Below are 21,986 nucleotides of genomic sequence, written 5' to 3' on the forward strand. Positions count from 1 at the left end.
TTAAAAATCAGCGGTTAATCCAAAATTGAAACTTTTGCTAATCGGATAATTTAGTCCGGCGCTATAGGCACCTTCAATTTTTTCGGGGTCAAAAGGTTTGACAAATGGGTCACAGATGGTTAGCAGGTTATTCCCATTTGCATATACGCGTAATTTAGCAATGCCAATTTTTTTAAGGAGGGCAGCATCAAATGTATAACCAAGCTCCACGGTTTTTAGCCGCACATAAGAAGCATCTTTACGCCAGATTTTAGAATCGCGTGTGTAAAATGACCCCATATCCTGCTCAAGCCGTATGGCAGGCCACTCCCCAGCGATCCATTCGCTATTCGGATCATAAGGATCTGCCAAATGCCATCTGTCATAAAAATAAGCAGGTGTGTTCCCACCCTTAAAAGCCAGCATCTTGGCATACACCTCATCAAACTGAACGGTGTAAAATGCCGCGCCCTGGAACAACGCATAAAAATCAAAATGTTTCCAATCGGCCTGAATATTGAAGCCGAAATGCACCTGTGGGGTAGACGACCAGAACAAAGGGGTCTTATCCAAATCGTTTACAATACCATCACCATTAATATCTTTAAGGATATAGTCTCCCGGAAGTTCTTTGGAATTGCCATTATCGCCATTCTGGATAGGTGAAGCGTTGATCTGCTCCTCGTTCAAAAAGCGTCCTTCTACTTCATAGCCCCAGATAAAATCATTCCAGCGGTTGGCTGCCTGATTGCGCCACCGATCCCAGCTACTGTTAAAGGGGCCCCGTTCTACGTACAGGTTCTTGGTACGGGCCAAGTTAAAATTACCGCTCACGGAGTAATGAAAGTCGTTTATACGATGATCATGGGTAAGGGTAAACTCGACACCTTGGGTACGATCACTGTTGAGGTTTTCCTGCGGCAGTGAAGACCCAAAGGTATTGGGTAGAGATCCATAACGGTCTGCCAAGAGGCCATATCGTTCACGCTGATAGACATCCAGTTCGAGAGAAAGAGCATTATCCAAGATAGCTAAGTCCATCCCTAAGTTGTACATATTTACTTTAACCCAAGTGAGCTGATTGTTAATCAATGCAGGTGAAGACACGCCCGTTGTATACTGATCGGATTGGAAAACATATCCGCCATTATTAAGACCATAATACGCTAGGTATTGAAATGGGTTACCCGCATCTTGCCCGGAACGTCCGGCTGAGGCCCTGATTTTCCAGCTGTTCACGAAAGGTAAATGCTCTTTCACAAAATTTTCTTCGGATAATCGCCATCCTAGGGAACCGGAAGGGAAAAAAGCCCATCTACTCCCCGGCGCGTAGCGGTAAGAACCATCGTAACGAAATGCTGCTTCCGCAAGGTACTTCCCTTTAAAATCATAGGTTAAACGTCCGATGTGGGATAGGTAGGCTTCATGACTGGATGATCCGGAAACAAGCTGATCTGACGAACGGCCATTATCCAATTCGCCCACAGAGAAAAAGTCGAACTTGCGTTCGCCATTCATCCAGTTGGCCATTTCTTCGCGTCGTTCGAACACATAAGTAGCACCTATGTGATGATCTTGTGCAATATACCGATCGTAGGTAGCCTGTGCCTGTAGGTCGAGCCGCTCAGACTCTCTCTTATTGTTTTGCACCAAAGAAGGTGCATTAGCCGTAACTGCTGTGTAAGCACCGGTATATTCACCATAGGTGTAGGTATCAAAAGCTTTTCGGATACCTTTATAATTATAGTTGTTATAATCGTAAACCAACGAACCTTTCACTCTTAACCCTTCAACGAAAGGAAATTTGTATTCGAGCGTGAACTGGCTTTGCAGATTTTTATTTTTGTCTAACACAGAGCCAGTGTAATCTTTATCGATGAGCGCCGCTGGATTAGGCACATACGAAAAGTTATTGTAATATTCAGGATTGTCATTGGCATAAATCGATGTGATGGGTGGATTTACGCGTGTACTTTTGAAGATATCAAAAAAGGGAAACCACGGTCTGTCGGTTTTATCCATACGGCCACCGATGTTCATGCTACCGGTCAGATGTTCTGTAATTTTAATGCTCACATTACTGCGAAAAGTATACTTGTCATAGGTTAATGCGCTGTTTTTAAGAATACTATTATCTGTTGCATAGCCCAAGCTTCCAAAATAGCTAACTTTATCGGTACCGCCATTCAACGAAAGAGTCGTTTGGTTTTGAACAGCATTCTTGTTGGTAATGGCCCCCCATAGATCCACCGTTTCATAACCAGGGGCACCTGCCTGCCATTTAGCCAGCTCCTCTGCGGTTACATAGGGCGGTTTCCCGGAATTGACTTCTGCATCGTTACGCAGGGTCATGTACTCACCGGCGGTAGCCATCAGCGGAACATTAGTCGGTGATGAAATCCCCAGATTACTCGTGACGGAGATGCGTGTTTTGCCCTGTGCTCCTTTCTTTGTTGTGACAATGATGGCTCCATTGGCCGAGTTCATCCCATAAATAGCGGCGGTAGCATCTTTCAGAAAAGAAATGCTTTCAATATCTTCCGGATTGAGTCGCTGAAATTCACTGGCGCCATCACGCACAACACCGTCTATGATGAATAGCGGGGTACCCAGTCCACGGATATTGATGTTGGAGCTGAAATTACCCGGCTGCCCGTCTTCCTGTCTGATCCGTACACCCGATACCTTGCCCTGAATGGCTTGGGCCAAGCTGGGTGCTTTGGTTTTAATGATATCGTCGTTTTTTAAAGATGCCACCGATCCGGTTAAGCTTTCCTTTTTCTGTGTTCCGTAACCAACAATGACAACATCTTCCAGGTGAACGCCTGCATCTTTTAACCGGATGGTTAAGAATGTTCCGGGAAGATTTACCTGAACGGTATCCGTTTCGAACCCCAGAAAACTGATCTGTAACTGCTCGCCCTTTGCTGCTAATAAGGAGAATAGGCCTTCTTGGTTTGTGGCTACACTTTTTGATGTAGATAAGACACGTACCGTAGCACCGGCGATGGGATTACCCGTATCGTCTATAACTTTGCCATTAATCTTTGGTTCCTGGGCAAGAGCGGGTTTGCTCGCACACCACATACCCAAGATTAATAGCCAGCACGGTAAATGCACGTTGCGCCCTAATGGGCTTCGCTTTCGAATATTCATGATAAAAGTTTAAGGTTTATATAAATAAGCTTTGTTTGTTTCTATTGATGCTCTTATCGGGCTAAGGTTATTTGTTGGTTCCATGGCATTTTTAACAATTGATTTTTGATTAGCATGAGCGAAACTAGGCTCACGACATTAACGCGACATTAATTTGACCTTAATATCTCTTCAATGATTAAAAAATTGTAATTATTCGTTTTTGGTGAGCTATTAAAAGTGATTTAATTCAGGATGATATCATCGTAGGTGAAGTGAGGAACTGCATCTAAGATGCGCTTATAATCAGCATAAAATTTATCAAAGGTTTGTTTGGACAATCCCTTTTGACCCGTTTGATAGAGTATACGGCATTTTAACCTAATCGCATCTTCTTCGATACAATCATGAACCAATATAACATCAACGATCTTTAAGAGTAATTTTGGATCACTTTTTATATCGGTTTGCGACAACACATTCAATAAGATTTCTACTAGTAAGGTCTGGTATTCTGATTTGAAACGATCAAGCCATTCGGCACTGATGTCAGGCAACAGTTCATCTGTAGCTAAGTTTACGAGCTTAGCGAGTTGTTCCTTATTCGCTATCTTTTTCTGTTTAATCTCATGAAGCAATAGCATGATCTCCTTATAATCGCAGAAAATGTGGTGATCCATTTGAAGTTTCCAATAGCCATTTTTATTCATCAAATCTATACTGTCTAATGTTTTAAGCAGTAATCGCAATTTCCGAATATTGACTCCTCGGTTATTCAAGGCTTTGCTACGCTCCATATCAAACCAGAATGTTTCATCCAATTGCTGTGAGGTTGTACCCTTTTGATCTTTCAGTGTATTAAACAACAGCATTAGAAATATATTCCGCACAATAGGCGTAAATTCGGCGGTCATATTCTCTCCATTTTTTGCAAAAACCTGAAACCCGCCTATTAATAAGACAGATGGGTATTGGACTTGTTTAGATTTCGTTACGACAGGAACTATATGCTCAGCTATTGCTTGCTGTATGAAAGAACTATCCGTTTTTGGTTCGATCGAAGTGTCCGTTATAGCCCGTCGTCTTTTTATACGCCAACGAATAATTAGAGCGCTCATGACTAGTAATAAAAGTACGCATGCCATCAATATCGCTATGTTAACATAGTGGCTGTTTTGGCTTACCTGTATAATCGCATCTTCGGCTATCGGAGGGAAGGCCAAAGCGTATATTTCAACCATTTGCTGCCCAGGTTGCTTTTCATGCGAAACAAGCGCATAGAGCGTGGAAGTTTGCGCGTGCAGGAAAAGGTCGCAATACGATTTGACATCTAAGAAATGATAAGCGATAGAGTCGCTCACCACCAATGGTTTCGGGTGTTTGGTTACCAAATCAAAAGCACATAGATATAGCTTGGAATGATAACTGTCGTTATTATACGCTAAGGCATAAAGCTTATTTTTCGCTTTGTCGACAACCATCGAATTACTGAAAGTAAAATGATTGCTATCATTCGAGAAAAACCATAGTTTAGCTGTTTTGCCTGTGCGCAGGTTAATCCGATATAGATCATAAAAATTACGCGGCGATTCCTCTTGTTTGCCCGAGATACTACCATATCCGCCTAATAACAAAACATGATTATCGTCTTCCACTCCGAGGGCAGCGAGATATCTCGGGGCGATCGGCGGATCCAATACGTTAGTTTTCCACTGCCCACTGCCATCCAAACTTCTTTCTAATAATGTTCCATCATATTGGTGATATCCATACCCCATTAGCATAATGAGCTTATTTCGTTGACGGTCTATCGTATGATTATGATGTTGCTTCGCATCGATAATCCTCGTAGGCGATAGAGACCATTCGTTCGTTTGAAAATTGTAGGTATCTAACTGCGGAAACATATGGGTATAGGAGATGAGCTGCTTACTCACCTGATCATAGATAAGTTGACGGGACACCCCCAAATAGGGATTGCCTTTGGCAACCCGAACGGAATCCATTTTCTTTTCAGCGATAGAGAACGTATAGATGTTATTGGCTGTAACGGCAAAAATACGACCACCCAAACTATCAAAAGCCACCTGTGCTTGTTGATTCGCTAAGTTGAGGGAGGCGACTTTCTCCCAATGCGCGTGTTTATCAATTTCCCAAGAGCCATTAATCACACTAGCCCGTGTACCTTTTATATCGTCGAGCACCTCTGTACGGTTATGATAAGCCAATTTCCACGAACGGATAACCTTACCTTGAGATTGGATGACAATATTGCGGATGGTCATGGGAGGAACATCAGCAGTGTAATAATAGGCATGTTTATTTAAACCAAAATAAATTTTTATATGCTTGAAATCATGGAATGAATGCGCAAGAGTAGTACTGTAATTTCCGATCTTCAACCATATATGGTGCTTGTTAAACGTAACCTTAACCGGTATCCACTGTTCGTTAACAAAAAGTAATGAATCGACAAGGCCCTTACTCTCCACAACCTTCTTTCGTTCATTTAAAATAAAACTTACTTTTTGCTGTAGTAAATTGGATACGAGGTCAAAGCTGGATTCATCGTTCGCAATCACCTTAAAAACATAACCGTATGTATGGTATTCCATACAGAGTTTCAAATCAAAGGCCATAGAAAAACCATCGTCAGGAAAAGATAAGTCGCCGTCTGCAGTCAAATTTAGTCCGGTACGCTGATCCTGATTGACATCGTGTGACAAAAATTTTAAGCCATAAAATTTTGGTTCTATTTCTTTTTCAGTAGCAAAGACACCTAGGCGTGTGAGGGACAACAGAATAAGCAAAATCAACCGCGAGGTACTACACATATTTAGGTTATAGCTATCGATTGGTCAAAAATAAACATTTGTAATGGAGATCGGTATAAATATTTACGAATCAGTTAAAATAGCCTTCCTTAAGCAATTCGCTTTCGCTTTAGATATAGTTAGTAGTATAATCGTTAACCTACCTACTAAGGTGCGTTTTGCCGACATGCAGAAAACCACTATCTTTGGTACGCAATATTAACCGATATATTCGCACCTAATCGTTCGTCTTATTTCAACATTTCAACTAACGGAAAATATGGCCTATGAATTTGCACTATATTATAGATTATAGAACACAAGAGCTGGCGTCTTAGCTTACTGATGGCCATTAACGATATAGAATTAATTTTAACTTAATTTTGGATGATTACTTTTACGCCTACGAAGAATCAACATGATGCCACTTGAACCGATTGTAGCAGATGAACACCTGATCCATCGAATCATCGATGGAGATGAGCGTGCCTTCACCGAACTCTATCAGCGTTATCATCAACGGCTAGGGGCTTATCTTTTTAAGTTAACAAAAGCGCCCGAGCTAACACAAGAGCTGGTACATGATGTATTTCTGAAAATCTGGCAAAACCGCGTTACTCTTGCTCCCATCAAAAATTTTAAAGCCTATCTTTTTGTCGTTTCCAAAAACATGGCCATCAACCATCTTAAAAAGTTGGCGAAAGAATTCAAAGAACAACAAGAATTGATACACTTAAATGAGGATTCTTTTGACGAGCTTACTGATGAGGCGAACCGCTATATCTTGATGTTAGATGAGGCCGTTGATCGTTTACCTCCTCAAGGTAAACAAGTATATATGCTGTGTAAACAACACCGATTAAGCTATGCTGAGATTGCTAACCAATTAGCCATATCCCCAGAAACGGTAAAAAAACACCTGCAACGCGCAGTAAAATCGATTACCGAATACTTGAGAAGCCATGCAGATACTGCGGGGATAGCTTTACTCTGTTTTTTTTATTTTTTTGATTAAAGGTGTACCCCTTTTTCGGCTTTTTTTTGTCTTCCTTTTAAAAATACACGCTACCATAAATTAAAAGGATCACCAATGGCCGTAAATGAACGCCTGCATTATTTGATGAAAGCCTATTATCAAGAGGGGCTCAATGCTTCAGAAAAAGAAGAATTGTTTACCTATATCGATACGGCAGCAGCGGAAGATATAGCCGTGCTGTTGCATGGGCTTTGGCAGGGGGAAATGGAAGAAGAGCAGGCGTATTTCAGCGCAAAACAAAGCCAAGAGATGTTGGAAGATATTTTATCATCCCATAGACTTCCCGTACAGCAACTCCCGAAAGATCGCTGGAATGCTCGCCTGAAATGGGCGGTTGCAGCGTGTCTTCTGCTCTTGTTAGCCGGTGCAATATACTATATCGAGCAGAAAGATTCAAGGAATGAGATTATGCACGCGAACGTAATAATCGATGCTCAACCGGGGACGAAACAAGCTATCCTGTCCTTTGATGATGGTACACAGTTAGCGCTCGACAGCCAAACGCAGGTGGGGGCCATCGAGCATAATGGTATAGCATTAGCTCAAGTTGATACCACTGAGGGTCTACGCTATCAAAAGTCGGCTCAACCAATCATGAATACGATTCGGACCCCATTAGGGGGTGAATATCGTTTAACGCTAGCCGATGGGACAAAAGTTTGGTTAAATGCGGCTTCTTCGCTGCGTTTTCCTGCTGTTTTTACCGGTAATGAACGACGGGTAGAGGTGAGCGGGGAAGTGTACTTCGAAGTAGCCCAACAAGCTAAACAACCCTTTGTCGTCTTAACGGATAATGCACAAATACAAGTATTGGGTACAGCCTTTAATGTCAACACCTATGACAACAAAAAACCGTTGCAGTTGGCATTGGTGGAAGGAGCGGTTAAGGTATTGGCATCGGGTATGAGCAAGGTGTTGAAACCAGGTGAACTGGCCACCTTGGATCTAGACTATACATTAAAGGTATCCTTTGATGAGCATATAACGGATAGAAAAGCATGGGTAGATGGCTTTTTTAAATTTGAAGATCGCGAGATTGCTTCCGTGCTGAGTCAGATGGGCCGTTGGTATAATATCAGCGTCGTGCACGAACCGAACCTCACCTCAAAAAAGTTGTCGGGGACAATAGCCCGCAAAAGTCCACTTTCTGCCTGGATCCAAATTTTAGACTATTATGGCATGACCTGCACGTATAAAGACGGAAAATTAACAGTAAGTAAAACAAAAAACGCTAATCAATGAAAACAAATAAACGAGAAGATTCCGGATAAACGCAAACAACCATCATTGATCTGGCCGAACAAAAAGGGGCGGTGTTTGCCGCACCTCCCCTTGAAGTAGCCTGAATCAATAAACAGCGTAATTGACAAAATTGAAACTGAATTTTAAACCCAGACTTTGCAAATATATGAATTCTGATACGAAGGTAGGAAACGCTTTTACCTATCCCTACCAACTATTTCGCGTAATGAGAATAGCTCTTTTTCTAACGGTATTGACCATAACAGGTCTACATGCCAAAAGTTTTAGTCAACAGGTAACCTTACACGGTAAAAAACTACCACTACGTACCCTGATTAGACAGATTGAAGAACAAACAGCGTATCACTTTATTTATGATAAAAGCGATATTGAAGATCGCTATGTCGATGCTGTTGCTTTGAATGAGGTTCCACTTAAAGAAGCGTTGAATGAATTGTTGGAGTCGACAGCTTTGACCTACAAAATTGTGGACCAATACATTTTACTGAAACCGACAGCTAAGGAAAAGGGGACATCCCCCCCAGCACAGGATAGAACCATTAAAGGAAAAGTGGTTAACAGTGCCAATGAACCGCTGCGAGGTGCCGTTATTACGGTTAAGGGGAGCACCCGCAGCACAGCTTCCGGTGAGGATGGAACCTTTTCTTTGCAAGTGCCTCCTACCGGGCGACAATTGCTTGTACGTTTTATGGGTTATGATTCCCGGGAAATCACCTTAACGGAGACTAAAAGTTACCACATCGTATTACAGGAAGCCATCGGTAACCTGGACGAAGTAGTCGTAGTAGGTTATGGTACGCAGCGCAAATCAGACTTAACCGGATCCATTGCCAGCGTAAAGTCGGAAGACATTTTGGCTGCACCGGTCTTTAACCCCTTATTGGGGCTCAAAGGTAAAGCGGCAGGAGTAAATGTATTTAATAACACCGGTAATCCCCTTGGTGTAGCCGAAGCCCCACCACGGGTAATCATTCGTGGGATTAACTCCATTAATACGAGTACGAGCCCCTTATATGTTGTCGATGGTGTTCAGATGAATGACATCCAGTTTGTCAACCCCAATGACATCGAAAGCATGGAAGTGCTAAAAGATGCTTCTGCGACAGCAATTTATGGAGCAAGAGGAGCAAATGGAGTGATTTTGGTTACTACCAAACGTGGAGCAAAATCGGCAGACGGCCATAGCATCGTTACCTATAACGGAACGGCCAGTGTAGGAACGTTGGCGAGAAAGATCGACGTCATGGATGCTTATGAGTTTATGCAGATGGAGGATATTGCCTTTGCAAATATCGGAAAATATCCAGAAGGCAAAACCTATTTGGCGAATAACGGTATTAGCGAACTTTTCGTAGATCGTAGCGATCCTTTATTGTTTGATGCTCATGGAAATCCGTTGTATAATACCGACTGGCAGGAGGAGGCGACAAGAAATGCATTTTCCATGAACCATCAATTCAGCGTACAACAGCAAAATGACCGATCTGCTGTCGGTGCTTTTTTTGGCTATTCGGATCAACAAGGTTTATTGCTTAATAACTATGCAAAACGTGTCAATGGCCGCTTAGCCTATGATACGAAACCATTGTCTTGGCTTAGCATAAACAGTAACCTCTCCTTCAATCACCTATGGGGAAATGGCATTGACGATACCGGTGGTGGCCAAACAGTGCGCCGGACGATGTTGGAAATGCTCCCGATTTTACCGGTTAAATTTCCGGATGGTAGCTGGTCTAATACACAATTTGAAGGGAATAAGCTCAATCTTGTTCAGGAAGCTATGACCAATCCCGTACATGAATTGACTGAGCGGAAACGAACCCGTTTAAGGTCTAAAGTTTTTGGTAACCTAGCATTAGTCTTCAATTTAGCAGAGGGACTTGACCTGAGGACGCAATTTGGTGTCGATGGAAACTTCCGTTCTAACCGGGATTACATCCCCAATAATATGATCAACATTTCTACAAGAGGAGAAGCTTCTGTTTATAACGATCAAGATTTGTACTGGCAGGAGGAGACCTACTTAAATTATAGGAAAGATTGGGGAATGCACCATTTTGAGGGTATGCTCGGTCTAAGCTGGTCTAAATATCATATTTTTTCTTCAAATACCGGGACCGTTTATGATTTTGATGATAATTATTATAACTATACTAATCTTGGTGCAGGAGCTACACCAACAGCCCCCTCTTCGAATACCAATAATTGGGCGATGAATTCGTATTTCTCCCGTTTCAATTATAGCTATAAGGATCGGTATTTAGCTACCTTGACTTTTCGTGCAGATGGTTCATCGAAGTTTGGCGACAATAATAAATATGGCTTTTTCCCATCAGCAGGATTGGGATGGGTGGTATCCAAAGAACCTTTTTTTGGTCAGGACGGATGGGTGAATTATTTGAAGCTACGCTCAAGTTATGGTGCAACGGGTAATTCAGAAATTTCTTCCTATTTAAGCTTTGCTACCATCTCGAGTGGCACTACGCTGCTTAATGGCGGAAGGGTAAGCATCAATCAGTTAACACGTATGCCTAATCCAGACCTAAAATGGGAGAAAACCAGTCAGTTTGACATCGGTATGGAGCTTCAATTGTTCCATAAACGAATCACCTTAGAAGCAGATTATTATTACAAGAAGACAACAGATCTGCTCTTGGACAGACCACTTCCGCTCACCACAGGTTTTTCAGGTGTATTTTACAACATTGGAAGGGTAGATAATCAAGGGGTCGATCTATTGATTCAAACGAACAATATCCAAACACCGAACGTTCGCTGGACTTCTACCTTTAATGCGAATTACAACAAAAATGTCATTAAGCAGCTTGGCGAGAATAATGAAGATATATTGATGAACCCTGCTTTTGTTAATGGAAATATCATCTTGCGAGTAGGCGAACCCTTAGGTTCGTTTTATGGATATCAACGTTACGGAATATGGGGAACAGCGGAAGCGGAAGAAGCGGCCGCTGTGGGGGCAGTTCCTGGTGTAGCCAAACGATCGACAGACCGTCAAATCATCGGTAACGGGATGCCTAAGTTTACCGGTAGTTTTATCAATAAGGTTAATTGGAAACGATTTGACTTTACCTTAGACCTCCAATTTGTACTTGGCGTCGATACTTGGCAACTGGCCTATCTGATGGCTGAAGATAGGGCCGGTATCGTCAATGGCTTGACATCGATTCTTTATAATAGTTGGACGGAAGCCAATCAAAACACCATGGTACAGCAAATCCGGCATCGCCAATATGCCGGACAGAGCGTAGTGGCAGATTCTCATGCGGTTACCAATGGCGCTTATCTGCGGGGTAATTTGGTACAATTGGGTTATAGCTTTGACAACGAAAAGATGGCAAAATATCATCTGAAGAACTTCCGTGTCAACGTTAGCGTCAATAACGCTTTTCTGCTGGTTGGTAAAGATTTTATCGGTTATGATCCGGAAGGTGCTTCAAACACCGATACCTTTGGGCAGAATGTTTATTTCTACCAATATCCTTCCGCAAGGACCTTTTCTTTAGGTGTAAACTTTAATCTATAATCTACGCATACGACGACCATGAAAAAAATCGCAATAGTAATTTTAGTATTTTCTTTTTTCTCTTGTACGAAATTTTTAGAGGAAAATCCAGCAAGCGAACTGGCAACCACTAATTTTTTTGATTCGGCAGACGATGCTTATAGTGTCGTCAATATCTTGTACCATAAAGGAGTACCTTCTTTTTATCAACTGACCGTGAATCTAAGTGCCTTACAGATGTATGGTGGATATAGGTCAGGTCTTTTTGATAACGAATATAAAAATCAGTTTATGTCGAGACTCCAGATGGGAACGGTAGATGCTGGATTGGACAACGCTGAACTGTTGGCTCTTTGGCAATCTTGTTATGAGGCGATTGTTCGGAATGCTAATTTCGCCATTACCCATATTCCAACCTGCCCTGGATTGACCGACACGGAAAAAAATCAACTGATAGCGCAAGCAAAATTTTTCCGAGGTCTGAATTATTTTTATTTGGTGAAGATGTTTGGTGCCGTACCGTTAATCACGGAAAGTTATCAATCGCTTGATAATATTTATGTAAAGCGTTCATCGGAGGCGCTCGTTTATGCACAAATTGTGCAAGACTTAAACGACGCGTTGGCTAATGGAGAATTGGCTGATATTCCAATGCCTCAAAATGGTTTTCGGATATCCAATGGAAGTGTACAAGCACTCTTGGCAGATGTATACCTCAACATGGCAGGATATCCGCTACAGGATACCGAGAAGTACCGTTTAGCCGCAGAAGTGGCAAAAAACTTGCTTGCTAATGCAAACTATGCGCTAATTAGCGGAACCGACCAATCAACCAACAGTGCCTTTAATATATTAAAGAAATCGGATAATGAGAAGGAATACCTCTATTCGGTGGAATATGATGGTACAATATTGGACCCCGGTGCTTATCCGATGTTCTGTTTTCCACAGGAGGCTGCCACTTGGGGGGAATTCCCGAAATACAACATCAGTAACCTGGGATATAATCCGGTAGCCAAGTTACATGCCATTTACGATAAAAATGATGATATCCGTTATCAGGAAGGTCAGTACTTTCACACGAAGTATACGCAAAAAAACGGGGCAATGGCAGGTACAAGCAGAACCTTTGCAACACCCATTCCCTTCTTTTGGTGGGAAGAAGAAGCCGCTTTATCCACGGGGGTATCAAAAAAAGACAAGGTTCATTATCGTTTGGCCGAGATATACCTGATTGGTGCAGAAGCATCAGCCATCGCTAATGGAAGCGTTACGGATGAAGCAGCCACCTATTTAGCAACCATCATGCATCGCGCTTCGTTGACACAGTCGGCCGAATCTATAAAAAATCGCTTGCTATCGCTTTCCATAGACCAATTTGTTCAGGAGGTATGGAAAGAAAAGATGCGTGAATTGTTGTTTGAAAATAAAATCTGGAACGATATCACGCGCACACGTAGGTATCCGAACTTTAATACGAACGGACAAGTTACCTTCACAGACTTGATTGGATCTACCAATAGCTTTGGCGGCACCTATACGGAAGAAAACCTTTATCTGCCTATCTGTTCACAGGAGATACAGCGTAATCCCATGCTTTTAGAAGATCCGATTCAGTAATGGAAAATTAGTTCGTCTACCTTAAATTATTTAAGTACGATTAAAAATTAAAATCAACATGAAAAAATCAACATTTATTGCACTTCTAAACTTGACGGTCCTTATTGTTTCCTGTTCGAAATATGAAAGAAACGAGCTGATTACGGCCGAGGAAAAAAATACGAAGCTATCCACGTTAGCTTTACAGACTAATACGTTGGAAAAAGAAGTATTTTGCTTTTATTATAACTGGTATGGAACGCCTGCACATGATGGCACCGATCAACATTGGGCACATAGCGTTGAAGGTTCGCCCGATGGTTTACCAGGCGGGACAAATATAGGTTCTAATTTTTATCCAGCCCTCAATCCATACAGCTCTTACGATACCACGCTACTGGCAACACATATGGACATGTTAACGCAAGCTGGGGTTCAGGCGATTTTCCTAACTTGGTGGGGAGTAAATGATTTTACAACCGGGAACATCGGACTTATTCTGGATGAAGCAGTGAAGAAAGGCATCAAAGTGGGTTTCCAAATAGAACCTTATGCCAATCGCAGCGCCACTTCCGTACGTAGCGATATGAGTTATATCCTGAACACTTATGGTAATCATGCCGCTTTTTATCGGACAACGAATGGTTTACCACTGTTTTTTATTTATGATTCCTATCTTATTGAAGCTTCAGACTGGGCATCTCTATTGACGACTACCGGTTCGCAAACGATCCGAAACACAGCTGTAGACGCTGTCATAATCGGATTGTGGCGAGACCAACAGGATGAGAACAATCAATTACAGGGTGGCTTCGATGGATTTTACAGTTATTTCGGATCTAAAGGTTTTACCGGAGGATCCGATCCCAATAACTGGTTAGACATGCAAGCTTGGGCCAGTCAAAATGGCAAGCTTTTTATTCCTTGCGTAGCACCGGGCTACATAGATGAGCGTATCCGACCCACCAATTCGGCAACTACCCGTGAGCGTGATGGAGGTGCGTATTATGATGACTATTGGCAAAAAGCGATTGCTATTAATCCAACATATGTTGCGATCACTTCCTTTAATGAGTGGCATGAAGGTACGCAAATCGAGCCTGCTAAGCCATTTGCTATTCCGGAATTTACTTATCTGGATTACGAACCCAAGGCACAGGATTTCTACCTTGCCAGAACAAAATATTGGAGTGATCTGTTCGTAACAACCCCTTAAAATTTCATTGTTCCGGCCGCTTTTCGATGGTGACTGGAATACTATAATACAATATAAAAACCCGAAATGAAAAGACGTTCTTTTATCCATTCTGCTACTTTAGGTTTAGTTGGTGCTTCGATGGTAGCGCCACATACCGCATTTGACATAGCACCACAACCGTGGTCCTGTACACGCCGGCAACAAGGAAAAAGCATCAAGGTTTTATTGGATGAAGTAGTAAAACCGTTTAAAATCATGCAAGTATCCGACAGTCACATCAGCTGTGATAGCGATGCCGACCAATCTTACGAAAAATATAGCGCCCGAATGGCACATGCCTTTGCCAAACAACGGCACTGTAAAACCGGAGAAATGGTATCGCCTATTGAAGCGTTCGCAGCCCTGATGGATTTGGCGGTAGAAGAGCGTGTAGACCTGATAGCGCTCACCGGTGATATTGTGAATTATCCGTCAGCTACTGCTGTAGAAAAAGTTACCGCTTTGGTCAAAAAAACGAATATACCGCACCTGTATACGGCAGGGAACCATGATTGGCATTATGAAGGAATGAGCGGTTCCATGGAAGACCTGCGTAAACATTGGATCGCAGAACGGTTGATGCCACTCTATTCATCTAACCAGACAAGGTGCTCATCGACTGTCTGCAACGGCATCAATATCGTGACCCTAGATAATTCGATCTACCAGATAGGTGCCGACCAATTACAGTTTTACAAACAACAAATAGAAAAAGGGCTACCGATGCTATTGATGGTCCATATACCGCTTTATATGCCCTCCATGAATATCATTACAACGGGTAATCCTACTTGGGGATGGGATACCGATCAGAACTATGCATTGGAACGTAGGGTACGGTGGCCAAAGTCGGGAAATACATCGGTAACCAACGACTTCCTAAAGATTGTTTACAACACACCAAAACTAGTTGGTATTTTCGCTGGGCACCACCATGAAGATTATACGGTAAATACAGGAAATAATATACAATTCGTTGCAGGACCAGCTTTTAATGGGGAATACAGAATGATTGAATTAGCTCCTAAGTACTAACTTGAGTTCGACTATTCTTTATGAGCTCGGGTTAATAGTCTGCCGACAATATACACGGGTGCACGACAAACATCGGATGGAAATCTGTTGTGCACCCTTATACAAAATAGCAATTAAGTAAACACTTTATAATCGACTATTTCGATCATTACGCGTTGTCCCACTTGATAACGATTGGGAAAGTGGTTGATACACCGCAGCTCAAGTGTATTCCGGGATAACACGATTTCCTCATAAAATCCCTTGAAAAGAATAGCCTGAATAGTAAACATTGCTTCATTTTCGCTTTCAATGATTTGTATCCATTCTGGGTGAATGATCATTTCTTTCCCCTCTATTGTCACCTCTGGTAAAAGAGCAGCCATTTCTTCTGCGACTAGCACATTACTTTTGGCTAGCAATCTGGCGGTGTAACCATTAGGTGGATCGTTATATAGCCTTTTTGGACTGCCGGAAGCCATCAATTGACCATCTTTTAAGACCAATAAGGCATTTGCCATGGCTAAGACCTCCGCTGGATCATGCGATACCATAATGACGGTGAGTCCAATTTCATCGACAATCTTGCGAATGTCGCGCTGCAAATGATCCCTAAAAGAAGCATCCACCTGGTTAAACGGTTCGTCCATTAACAATACCTCCGGACCGGTAACCAAAGCCCGCGCAATAGCTACCCGTTGTCGCTCACCTCCACTAAGGTCGGCTACCCGTTGTCTCGCCAAGCGAAGGATATTTAAGCTACTTAAGGCAATTTCTGTTTTTTCCTGCTTCTCCTGCAAATTGGTATTGGATAGACGAGACGCGACGTTATCCCAGACATTGGCGTAAGTATTGAGGTCATCAAAATGCTGGGATACCAAGCGCATAGACTCGTGCCCCGGAATAAGTTTATCCTCTGGATTAGGAATTTTCCGCCCCTTAAAATAAACCATTCCGGTATCTGGTTTAAGTAAGCCATATATTAAGCGCAATAAGGTGGTTTTCCCGCTACCGCTCTCGCCTATGATCGCGGTAATATTGCCCTCCTCTAGTTCAAAAGATAAGTCACGTAGCCCGAGACTATCAGGCTTATCTGAAAAACGCTTAGATAACCGTTCTACGTGAATATATGCTAAACCTGGCTGCTGTTCATCGGGAAGCGGAATACTGCAGGAAGCGGAAATATTGTTTGTCATGAAAAAATCGCCCTTCGCCTATAAAAAATTTAATCAACCAAATTAAACCCAGCTTTCGAATTAGGAATTTAAACGAGCCGGAATGAGCTCATGCACCATCTGGGTTAAACAGGTTCTTACACAAACGAAGATATAAAAAAAGCGGAAAGCACCGCTCAATTTTCCCTAGAAAAAGAACATTAAACCAAAAGACATATTCCGTAATCCGTCTTGATCCGGACTATTTTCAAACATATCATTAAAGTAGTATTTCGCGTAGAGCCCTACCCATTGGTAACCTATCCGTGCAAAAGCGCCGTAACGAAATTTGGCATAATTAAAGTCGTCTTTTACTTTACGTTTCCCTTCTTCCTCGCTTTTGAATTTTTGGCTACCATTCAATAAAAATCCTCCAATGGGCCCATAAGCAATACGTAAATCGCGATCGGGACCAATCCGATGTTCAAACGTAATAGGAATTCTCAAGTAACTAGAACTGAAACGGTTTTTATCATAGTGGATATCCGATTGTTGCCATGAAAGTGGACTCGTATTGCGGTCAAAAATAATATCATTCTTTAAGCGGATATGCGTCCAGTCGAAACCGGCCGACATAAATAATCTAAATTTCTCATTAAAACGATAACCAAACTGGAATACATCAAAGCCCACATTAATGGTTTTCCACGTCCGGTTTTTTAGGAAATCATTTTCAGGACTTAAGGTAAAACTTCCGTTATCCATTAAGGTGGCTAAGCCTAAATCAAATCTGGAAAAGGTAATTCCGACAATAACTTTAGGTTTTTGTCCATAATCATGTGAAGTACCGCCATTAGCTGCACTATCCGCTTTATTTACCTGGATCGTATTGTCCACGCCATTACCAAAACTAAATTTGACTGTCCTTTTTTTATGGCTGGACTCTTTTTTCACCGTATCCATCAATGTGGTGTCTTGATGTGCTGGTATAAAATAACCATTTTCTGAAGCTTCTTGGTTTTCGTGGCCTAATGCAGTTCCGCCCAAACAAACTGCCGCCAAACAGGTTAATAAAATATGTTTCATTTTTGTTAATTGTTTTTTTAACGTATCAGGACATTAGTATCAAGATCTTTCTAAGCATGCATGGCTTTTCGCTTTCTGCTCATCAATCTTATCTCTTGCTACCTATGTCTATTTTAATTTTTACTTTTGACTTTTTAACTATATTACAACCGCGTTCGCAACGCCTTTAAATTAACCGCTACTTTAATGGTGCCTTCGCTATCATTAGTAAATGAGATGATGCGTTCTTCTCCTTGATCGACGGATGAAATCACTGCATTTAACAAATTACCCATACCGAATGGCTTTTTGCCTTTTGGAGCTTCTTGCATTTCTGTTTTTACGTGCGCTGGCAAATTCACCTCCTGGGCAACCCCTAGTTCCGCTCTAACCATTTGCTGTACATCCGGTGTTACCATAGTCGGTTTTTGCTCAACGGCTACAATAGCGGTCTGCTTTACTTCGTCGTTTATTGCGTTATGCATAACGGTAGTCACTACAATCGGATATGCTTGCTCCGTTGATCGAACTGGCCTTACCCTTGCTTTCGTAACGGGCCGTCCTACGACCTTCTCTTGTTGATTTCCGACCAATGTTTGCACCGTTTCCATTGGCGGATGTTTGACCTCAACGGCTTGTCGCGGCATATTTTCTGCCGTCTTAGCGGCTCTTAGGTAAATGATTTCCCTTGGTTGGTTTCTATAAAATAAGGACATCCCAATTACCGCGCTAATTGCCGCCGCCACTTTCAGCCATAAAAATTTTGTTGACTTTTTCTTCAATGGAATAACCTGATGATCATTCAACTTATCCGCAATATTTCCCCATAAATGTGCCGGCACCTCCGGTTCATAGGTATTAAATTTTGCTTGCAACTGCTTATCAAATTGCTTATCCTGTATAGGATCCATAATTTCCCTCTCTTTCTAAATTGACCAATTTGCTTTTTAACCACGACCGCGCCCGCGATAATTGTGATTTAGATGCCCCTTCACTAATCTGTAAAGCCTCCGCAATTTCCTTATGGGAATACCCCTCGATCGCGTACATATTAAATACCGCTCGATACCCATCAGGTAATTGCTGAATCAGTGTTAAGATATCCTTCACTTCTAAACTTGCTATATCGACTGTTTGCAACGCATGATCAAACACTTCATCTATCGTTATCGTCTGTTGTTTTTTTGCTTGCTTTCGATACCCTTCAATGGCAGTATTGACCATAATCCGTCTGATCCATCCTTCAAAAGAACCTTCTTCCCGAAAATGAACTACAGCCTGAAATACCTTTAAGAAACCATTCTGCAATACATCTTCCGCCTCGGTAGCATTAGCCGTATAACGTAAACATACTTGATACATTTTAGCCGCTAAACTGCGATAAAGTGCCTCTTGCGCTTTACGTTCCCCGCGTTTACAACCTGCTAACAAATCATCTATTACGTATACCTGCTCCAATTGCTTCTGTTTTTTAACGTAGATGTGAAAGTAAGGAAAAAGGTTGCTTCTTGTTGTTACTTTTTCCCACAAAAAGTAACCAAAAGCTCTCGACTACAAATCTTCTTTGAAAATTTCTACCATTACTTAGCCTGTACTATCCGAAGATTTGAAGGCCGATTTATTGCTTACGAATGGCCTTTCCTTCGATAATTCCCTTTCCACTAGCCATTAAACTTGAGGCTTTAAAGCTTTATCCTTTTCGCTTTAAGTTTTTTTACTTTTTAATTTTTAATTTTGACTTTTTAATTTTTGGACTTTTTAATTTGGAAAATAAATTCTACACCATCGCCGAAACCGACTTACGTCAATTCACCGAGCAGGTATTTTTGGCTATTGGCTGTTCAGCAGCACACGCAAGCTTAGCAGCGGATGTATTAATACAAGCTGATTTAAGAGGAATTGACTCGCATGGCACAGCAAGGTTGAGTGGCTACGTACGCCTTTGGCAACAAGGGCGACTTAATCCAACACCAAACATCACGATCGTGCATGAAACGGCTACCACAGCAACAGTGGATGGTGATAAAGGATTAGGTTTAGTGGTAGCACCATACGCCATGGAAATTGCTATTGCCAAAGCAACGACCTACGGTTCTGGATGGGTTGCCATACGCAATTCCAACCATTTCGGTATTGCAGGCTACCATGCTCTAATGGCGGTAAAAAAAGACATGATCGGTTATGCCATGACCAATGCAAGTCCGTTAGTAACCCCTACTTATAGTAAAGAACGGATGTTAGGTACTAATCCGATTTGTTATGCTTTTCCGGCAGGCAAACACCTACCGGTGGTGGTAGACATGGCGACTTCTGCCGCAGCCAACGGTAAACTAGAAATTGCTCAACGCAGTGGCAAGCCCATTCCAGATGGTTGGGTGCAAACGGCTGATGGACAACCTTCGGTCGATCCGCATGAACTAAAACAAGGAGGTGCACTACTACCTTTAGGGGGCGACAAACTTCACGGCAGCCACAAAGGATTCGGGTTAAGTGCTACGGTGGATATTTTAAGCGCGGTGCTATCCGGAGCCAACTATGGTCCATGGGCTCCACCCTTTGTTGCCTATTTGGAACCCCACCCCAACCCGGTAGGTGAAGGACTGGGGCATTTTTTAGGTGCCCTACGGGCCGATGGCTTCCGACCTATTGAAGAATTTAAAACACATATGGACAATTGGATAACCCGATTTAAACAAGCCACTCCTATCGATCGTGAGCAACCAGTCGTTATTCCGGGGGAGCCTGAATTTATAGCAGAAGCGCAACGAAAAGCATCAGGCATACCGATCATTGACCGTGTGTGGGACGATTTAAAAAAACTTGCCCAAGATTTGAAAATAAACACGCTATAAGTTCGTTTTTATGTTTGGCACCAATTCTGAAACCAAATAGTTAAGTAATTAAGCCCTGCCACACAAACTAATTGTGTCGTGATTTGTTGAGAAGCAAGAACTGGCTTTACCCAAAAAAACATAAAAATTTTAAATGATTAATTACAACAGAAAAAACGTCAAAACCCTCCTAACGTTAATTACGTCCGCTTTTTTGATACCAACACTGTTTGGATGCCACCAAGGTTCTTCTACCGCGGAGGATGCAACTAAAAACCGTCTTTCTTTACCCGTTTTTCAAGTCGATACTGGCACGGCTTTAACCGTACGTGATTATTTAGGCACCATCGAAGGTAAAGTAAATGTAGAGATCCGTCCACAGGTTGAGGGCATGCTTGAAAAAATATATGTAGATGAAGGAGCCTATGTTAAAAAAGGGCAAGACCTCTTCAAAATTAATGAACAGCCCTATCTAGAAGCGTTAAAAAATGCTCGTGCAGAGGAAACCGTTGAAAAGGCGAAACAAAAAAATGCACATCTTGAAGTGGAAAGCCTAAAACCGCTGGTTGAAAACGATGTCATTTCACCGGTTCAGTTACAAACTGCTCAGGCAAATGATGAAGTAGCCAAAGCATCAGTAGCCAAAGCTGCCACAGCAGTAGCTACGGCTAATATCAATTTAGGGTTTACGAATATCAAGGCTCCTGCTAGCGGATATATTGGCCGAATCCCTAAACGGATAGGAAATTTGGTGACTAAAAGTGATTCCCAACCTCTTACCGTGTTGTCGGATACCCGTGATGTCTATGTTTATTTTTCGATGAGTGAAGCCGATTTTCTGCATTTCACCAAGGGCGGAAGGAAAAATGATTCGCTTGCCCATAACGATAAATTGATTCCTTATGTGCGCTTAATGCTTGCCGATGGATCGGAATATGCTGAAAAAGGTGTTGTCGACGCTATTGATGGACAAGTGAACCGCACTACTGGAGCCATCTCTTTGCGGGCCACCTTTCCGAACCCAGACGATGTATTGCGTCAGGGAAATACCGGAACCTTAAAGATGGAAGAAAGAAAACCAGGCGTATTATTAGTTCCACAAGTAGCCGCCATTGAATTGCAGGATAAAACCTTTGTTTATATTGTAACGCCAGATAATACCGTAAAAATGCGTGCAGTAATATTAGATGGAGTGAGTGGTACAAATTATATCGTAAAAGATGGTTTACAACCCGGTGATCGGGTGGTACTCGCTGGTTTCGACCGCTTGGAAGATGGCCTAGCGATAAACCCACAATTACAAAACCCAAAACGAGGATAGTTTCCGTAACAGCGAT

The 21,986-nt window shown here is 42.2% G+C and carries 14 protein-coding genes; 8 read left to right on the top strand and 6 right to left on the bottom strand.

What is annotated here, in order from left to right:
- Positions 1–3,135, bottom strand: a complete 3,135-nt coding sequence (locus ABD930_RS15125; RefSeq protein WP_345232582.1) for a SusC/RagA family TonB-linked outer membrane protein — start codon at positions 3,133–3,135, stop codon at positions 1–3.
- Positions 3,136–3,359: 224 nt separating this feature from the next.
- Positions 3,360–5,948: a hypothetical protein gene (locus ABD930_RS15130; RefSeq protein ID WP_345232583.1), complete on the bottom strand. Its 2,589-nt coding sequence runs from the start codon at positions 5,946–5,948 to the stop codon at positions 3,360–3,362.
- A 397-nt stretch (positions 5,949–6,345) separates the two neighbouring features.
- Between ABD930_RS15130 and ABD930_RS15135 the strand changes: the two genes are divergently transcribed.
- The 6 genes from ABD930_RS15135 (at position 6,346) to ABD930_RS15160 (ending at position 15,620) form a co-directional block, all read left to right on the top strand.
- The gene (locus ABD930_RS15135; RefSeq protein ID WP_345232584.1) at positions 6,346–6,942 is read left to right on the top strand and encodes an RNA polymerase sigma factor; all 597 of its coding nucleotides are present in this window, start codon (positions 6,346–6,348) and stop codon (positions 6,940–6,942) included.
- 75 nt (positions 6,943–7,017) lie between these two features.
- Positions 7,018–8,205 carry a FecR family protein gene (locus tag ABD930_RS15140; RefSeq protein WP_345232585.1) on the top strand — a complete coding sequence of 396 codons (1,188 nt, stop codon included), beginning with the start codon at positions 7,018–7,020 and terminating at the stop codon, positions 8,203–8,205.
- Between the two features lie 166 nt (positions 8,206–8,371).
- Positions 8,372–11,770, top strand: a complete 3,399-nt coding sequence (locus ABD930_RS15145) for a TonB-dependent receptor (protein ID WP_345232586.1) — start codon at positions 8,372–8,374, stop codon at positions 11,768–11,770.
- A gap of 18 nt (positions 11,771–11,788) precedes the next feature.
- Positions 11,789–13,369: a RagB/SusD family nutrient uptake outer membrane protein gene (locus ABD930_RS15150; protein WP_345232587.1), complete on the top strand. Its 1,581-nt coding sequence runs from the start codon at positions 11,789–11,791 to the stop codon at positions 13,367–13,369.
- A 58-nt stretch (positions 13,370–13,427) separates the two neighbouring features.
- Positions 13,428–14,564, top strand: coding sequence for a glycoside hydrolase family 99 protein (locus ABD930_RS15155; RefSeq protein WP_345232588.1), 1,137 nt, complete (start codon positions 13,428–13,430; stop codon positions 14,562–14,564).
- A 66-nt stretch (positions 14,565–14,630) separates the two neighbouring features.
- Positions 14,631–15,620, top strand: a complete 990-nt coding sequence (locus ABD930_RS15160; RefSeq protein ID WP_345232589.1) for a metallophosphoesterase family protein — start codon at positions 14,631–14,633, stop codon at positions 15,618–15,620.
- 113 nt (positions 15,621–15,733) lie between these two features.
- Here the strand turns inward: ABD930_RS15160 and ABD930_RS15165 are convergent, their stop codons facing one another.
- The 4 genes from ABD930_RS15165 to ABD930_RS15180 all read right to left on the bottom strand — a co-directional run bounded on the left by ABD930_RS15165 (position 15,734) and on the right by ABD930_RS15180 (position 19,276).
- Positions 15,734–16,795: an ABC transporter ATP-binding protein gene (locus ABD930_RS15165; RefSeq protein WP_345232590.1), complete on the bottom strand. Its 1,062-nt coding sequence runs from the start codon at positions 16,793–16,795 to the stop codon at positions 15,734–15,736.
- A gap of 165 nt (positions 16,796–16,960) precedes the next feature.
- Positions 16,961–17,839, bottom strand: a complete 879-nt coding sequence (locus ABD930_RS15170) for an outer membrane beta-barrel protein (RefSeq protein WP_345232591.1) — start codon at positions 17,837–17,839, stop codon at positions 16,961–16,963.
- 143 nt (positions 17,840–17,982) lie between these two features.
- Entirely contained in the window at positions 17,983–18,729 is a 747-nt protein-coding gene (locus tag ABD930_RS15175) for a hypothetical protein (RefSeq protein ID WP_345232592.1), read from the bottom strand.
- A complete protein-coding gene (locus ABD930_RS15180; protein ID WP_345232593.1) occupies positions 18,710–19,276 on the bottom strand; it encodes an RNA polymerase sigma factor in 567 nt (188 codons plus the stop codon). Before ABD930_RS15180 ends, ABD930_RS15175 begins: the two co-directional genes overlap by 20 nt.
- A 305-nt stretch (positions 19,277–19,581) precedes the next feature.
- On the opposite strand from ABD930_RS15180, the gene ABD930_RS15185 reads away from it, so the two are divergent.
- Together ABD930_RS15185 and ABD930_RS15190 are read left to right on the top strand one after the other, a co-directional pair.
- Positions 19,582–20,670: an Ldh family oxidoreductase gene (locus ABD930_RS15185; RefSeq protein ID WP_345232594.1), complete on the top strand. Its 1,089-nt coding sequence runs from the start codon at positions 19,582–19,584 to the stop codon at positions 20,668–20,670.
- A 193-nt stretch (positions 20,671–20,863) separates the two neighbouring features.
- Entirely contained in the window at positions 20,864–21,970 is a 1,107-nt protein-coding gene (locus ABD930_RS15190; protein ID WP_345232595.1) for an efflux RND transporter periplasmic adaptor subunit, read from the top strand.
- Positions 21,971–21,986 lie beyond the last annotated feature (16 nt).

This window comes from Olivibacter ginsenosidimutans (genome assembly GCF_039542865.1).
GTDB lineage: Bacteria > Bacteroidota > Bacteroidia > Sphingobacteriales > Sphingobacteriaceae > Olivibacter > Olivibacter ginsenosidimutans.

What these genes read in the sequence shown, in the direction of transcription:
- ABD930_RS15125 (WP_345232582.1), bottom strand. Translation starts at nt 3,135, where the DNA reads ATGAATATTCGAAAGCGAAGCCCATTAGGGCGCAACGTGCATTTACCG.
- ABD930_RS15130 (WP_345232583.1), bottom strand. Translation starts at nt 5,948, where the DNA reads ATGTGTAGTACCTCGCGGTTGATTTTGCTTATTCTGTTGTCCCTCACA.
- ABD930_RS15160 (WP_345232589.1), top strand. Translation starts at nt 14,631, where the DNA reads ATGAAAAGACGTTCTTTTATCCATTCTGCTACTTTAGGTTTAGTTGGT.
- ABD930_RS15140 (WP_345232585.1), top strand. Translation starts at nt 7,018, where the DNA reads ATGGCCGTAAATGAACGCCTGCATTATTTGATGAAAGCCTATTATCAA.
- ABD930_RS15150 (WP_345232587.1), top strand. Translation starts at nt 11,789, where the DNA reads ATGAAAAAAATCGCAATAGTAATTTTAGTATTTTCTTTTTTCTCTTGT.
- ABD930_RS15165 (WP_345232590.1), bottom strand. Translation starts at nt 16,795, where the DNA reads ATGACAAACAATATTTCCGCTTCCTGCAGTATTCCGCTTCCCGATGAA.
- ABD930_RS15155 (WP_345232588.1), top strand. Translation starts at nt 13,428, where the DNA reads ATGAAAAAATCAACATTTATTGCACTTCTAAACTTGACGGTCCTTATT.
- ABD930_RS15145 (WP_345232586.1), top strand. Translation starts at nt 8,372, where the DNA reads ATGAATTCTGATACGAAGGTAGGAAACGCTTTTACCTATCCCTACCAA.
- ABD930_RS15175 (WP_345232592.1), bottom strand. Translation starts at nt 18,729, where the DNA reads ATGGATCCTATACAGGATAAGCAATTTGATAAGCAGTTGCAAGCAAAA.
- ABD930_RS15135 (WP_345232584.1), top strand. Translation starts at nt 6,346, where the DNA reads ATGATGCCACTTGAACCGATTGTAGCAGATGAACACCTGATCCATCGA.
- ABD930_RS15170 (WP_345232591.1), bottom strand. Translation starts at nt 17,839, where the DNA reads ATGAAACATATTTTATTAACCTGTTTGGCGGCAGTTTGTTTGGGCGGA.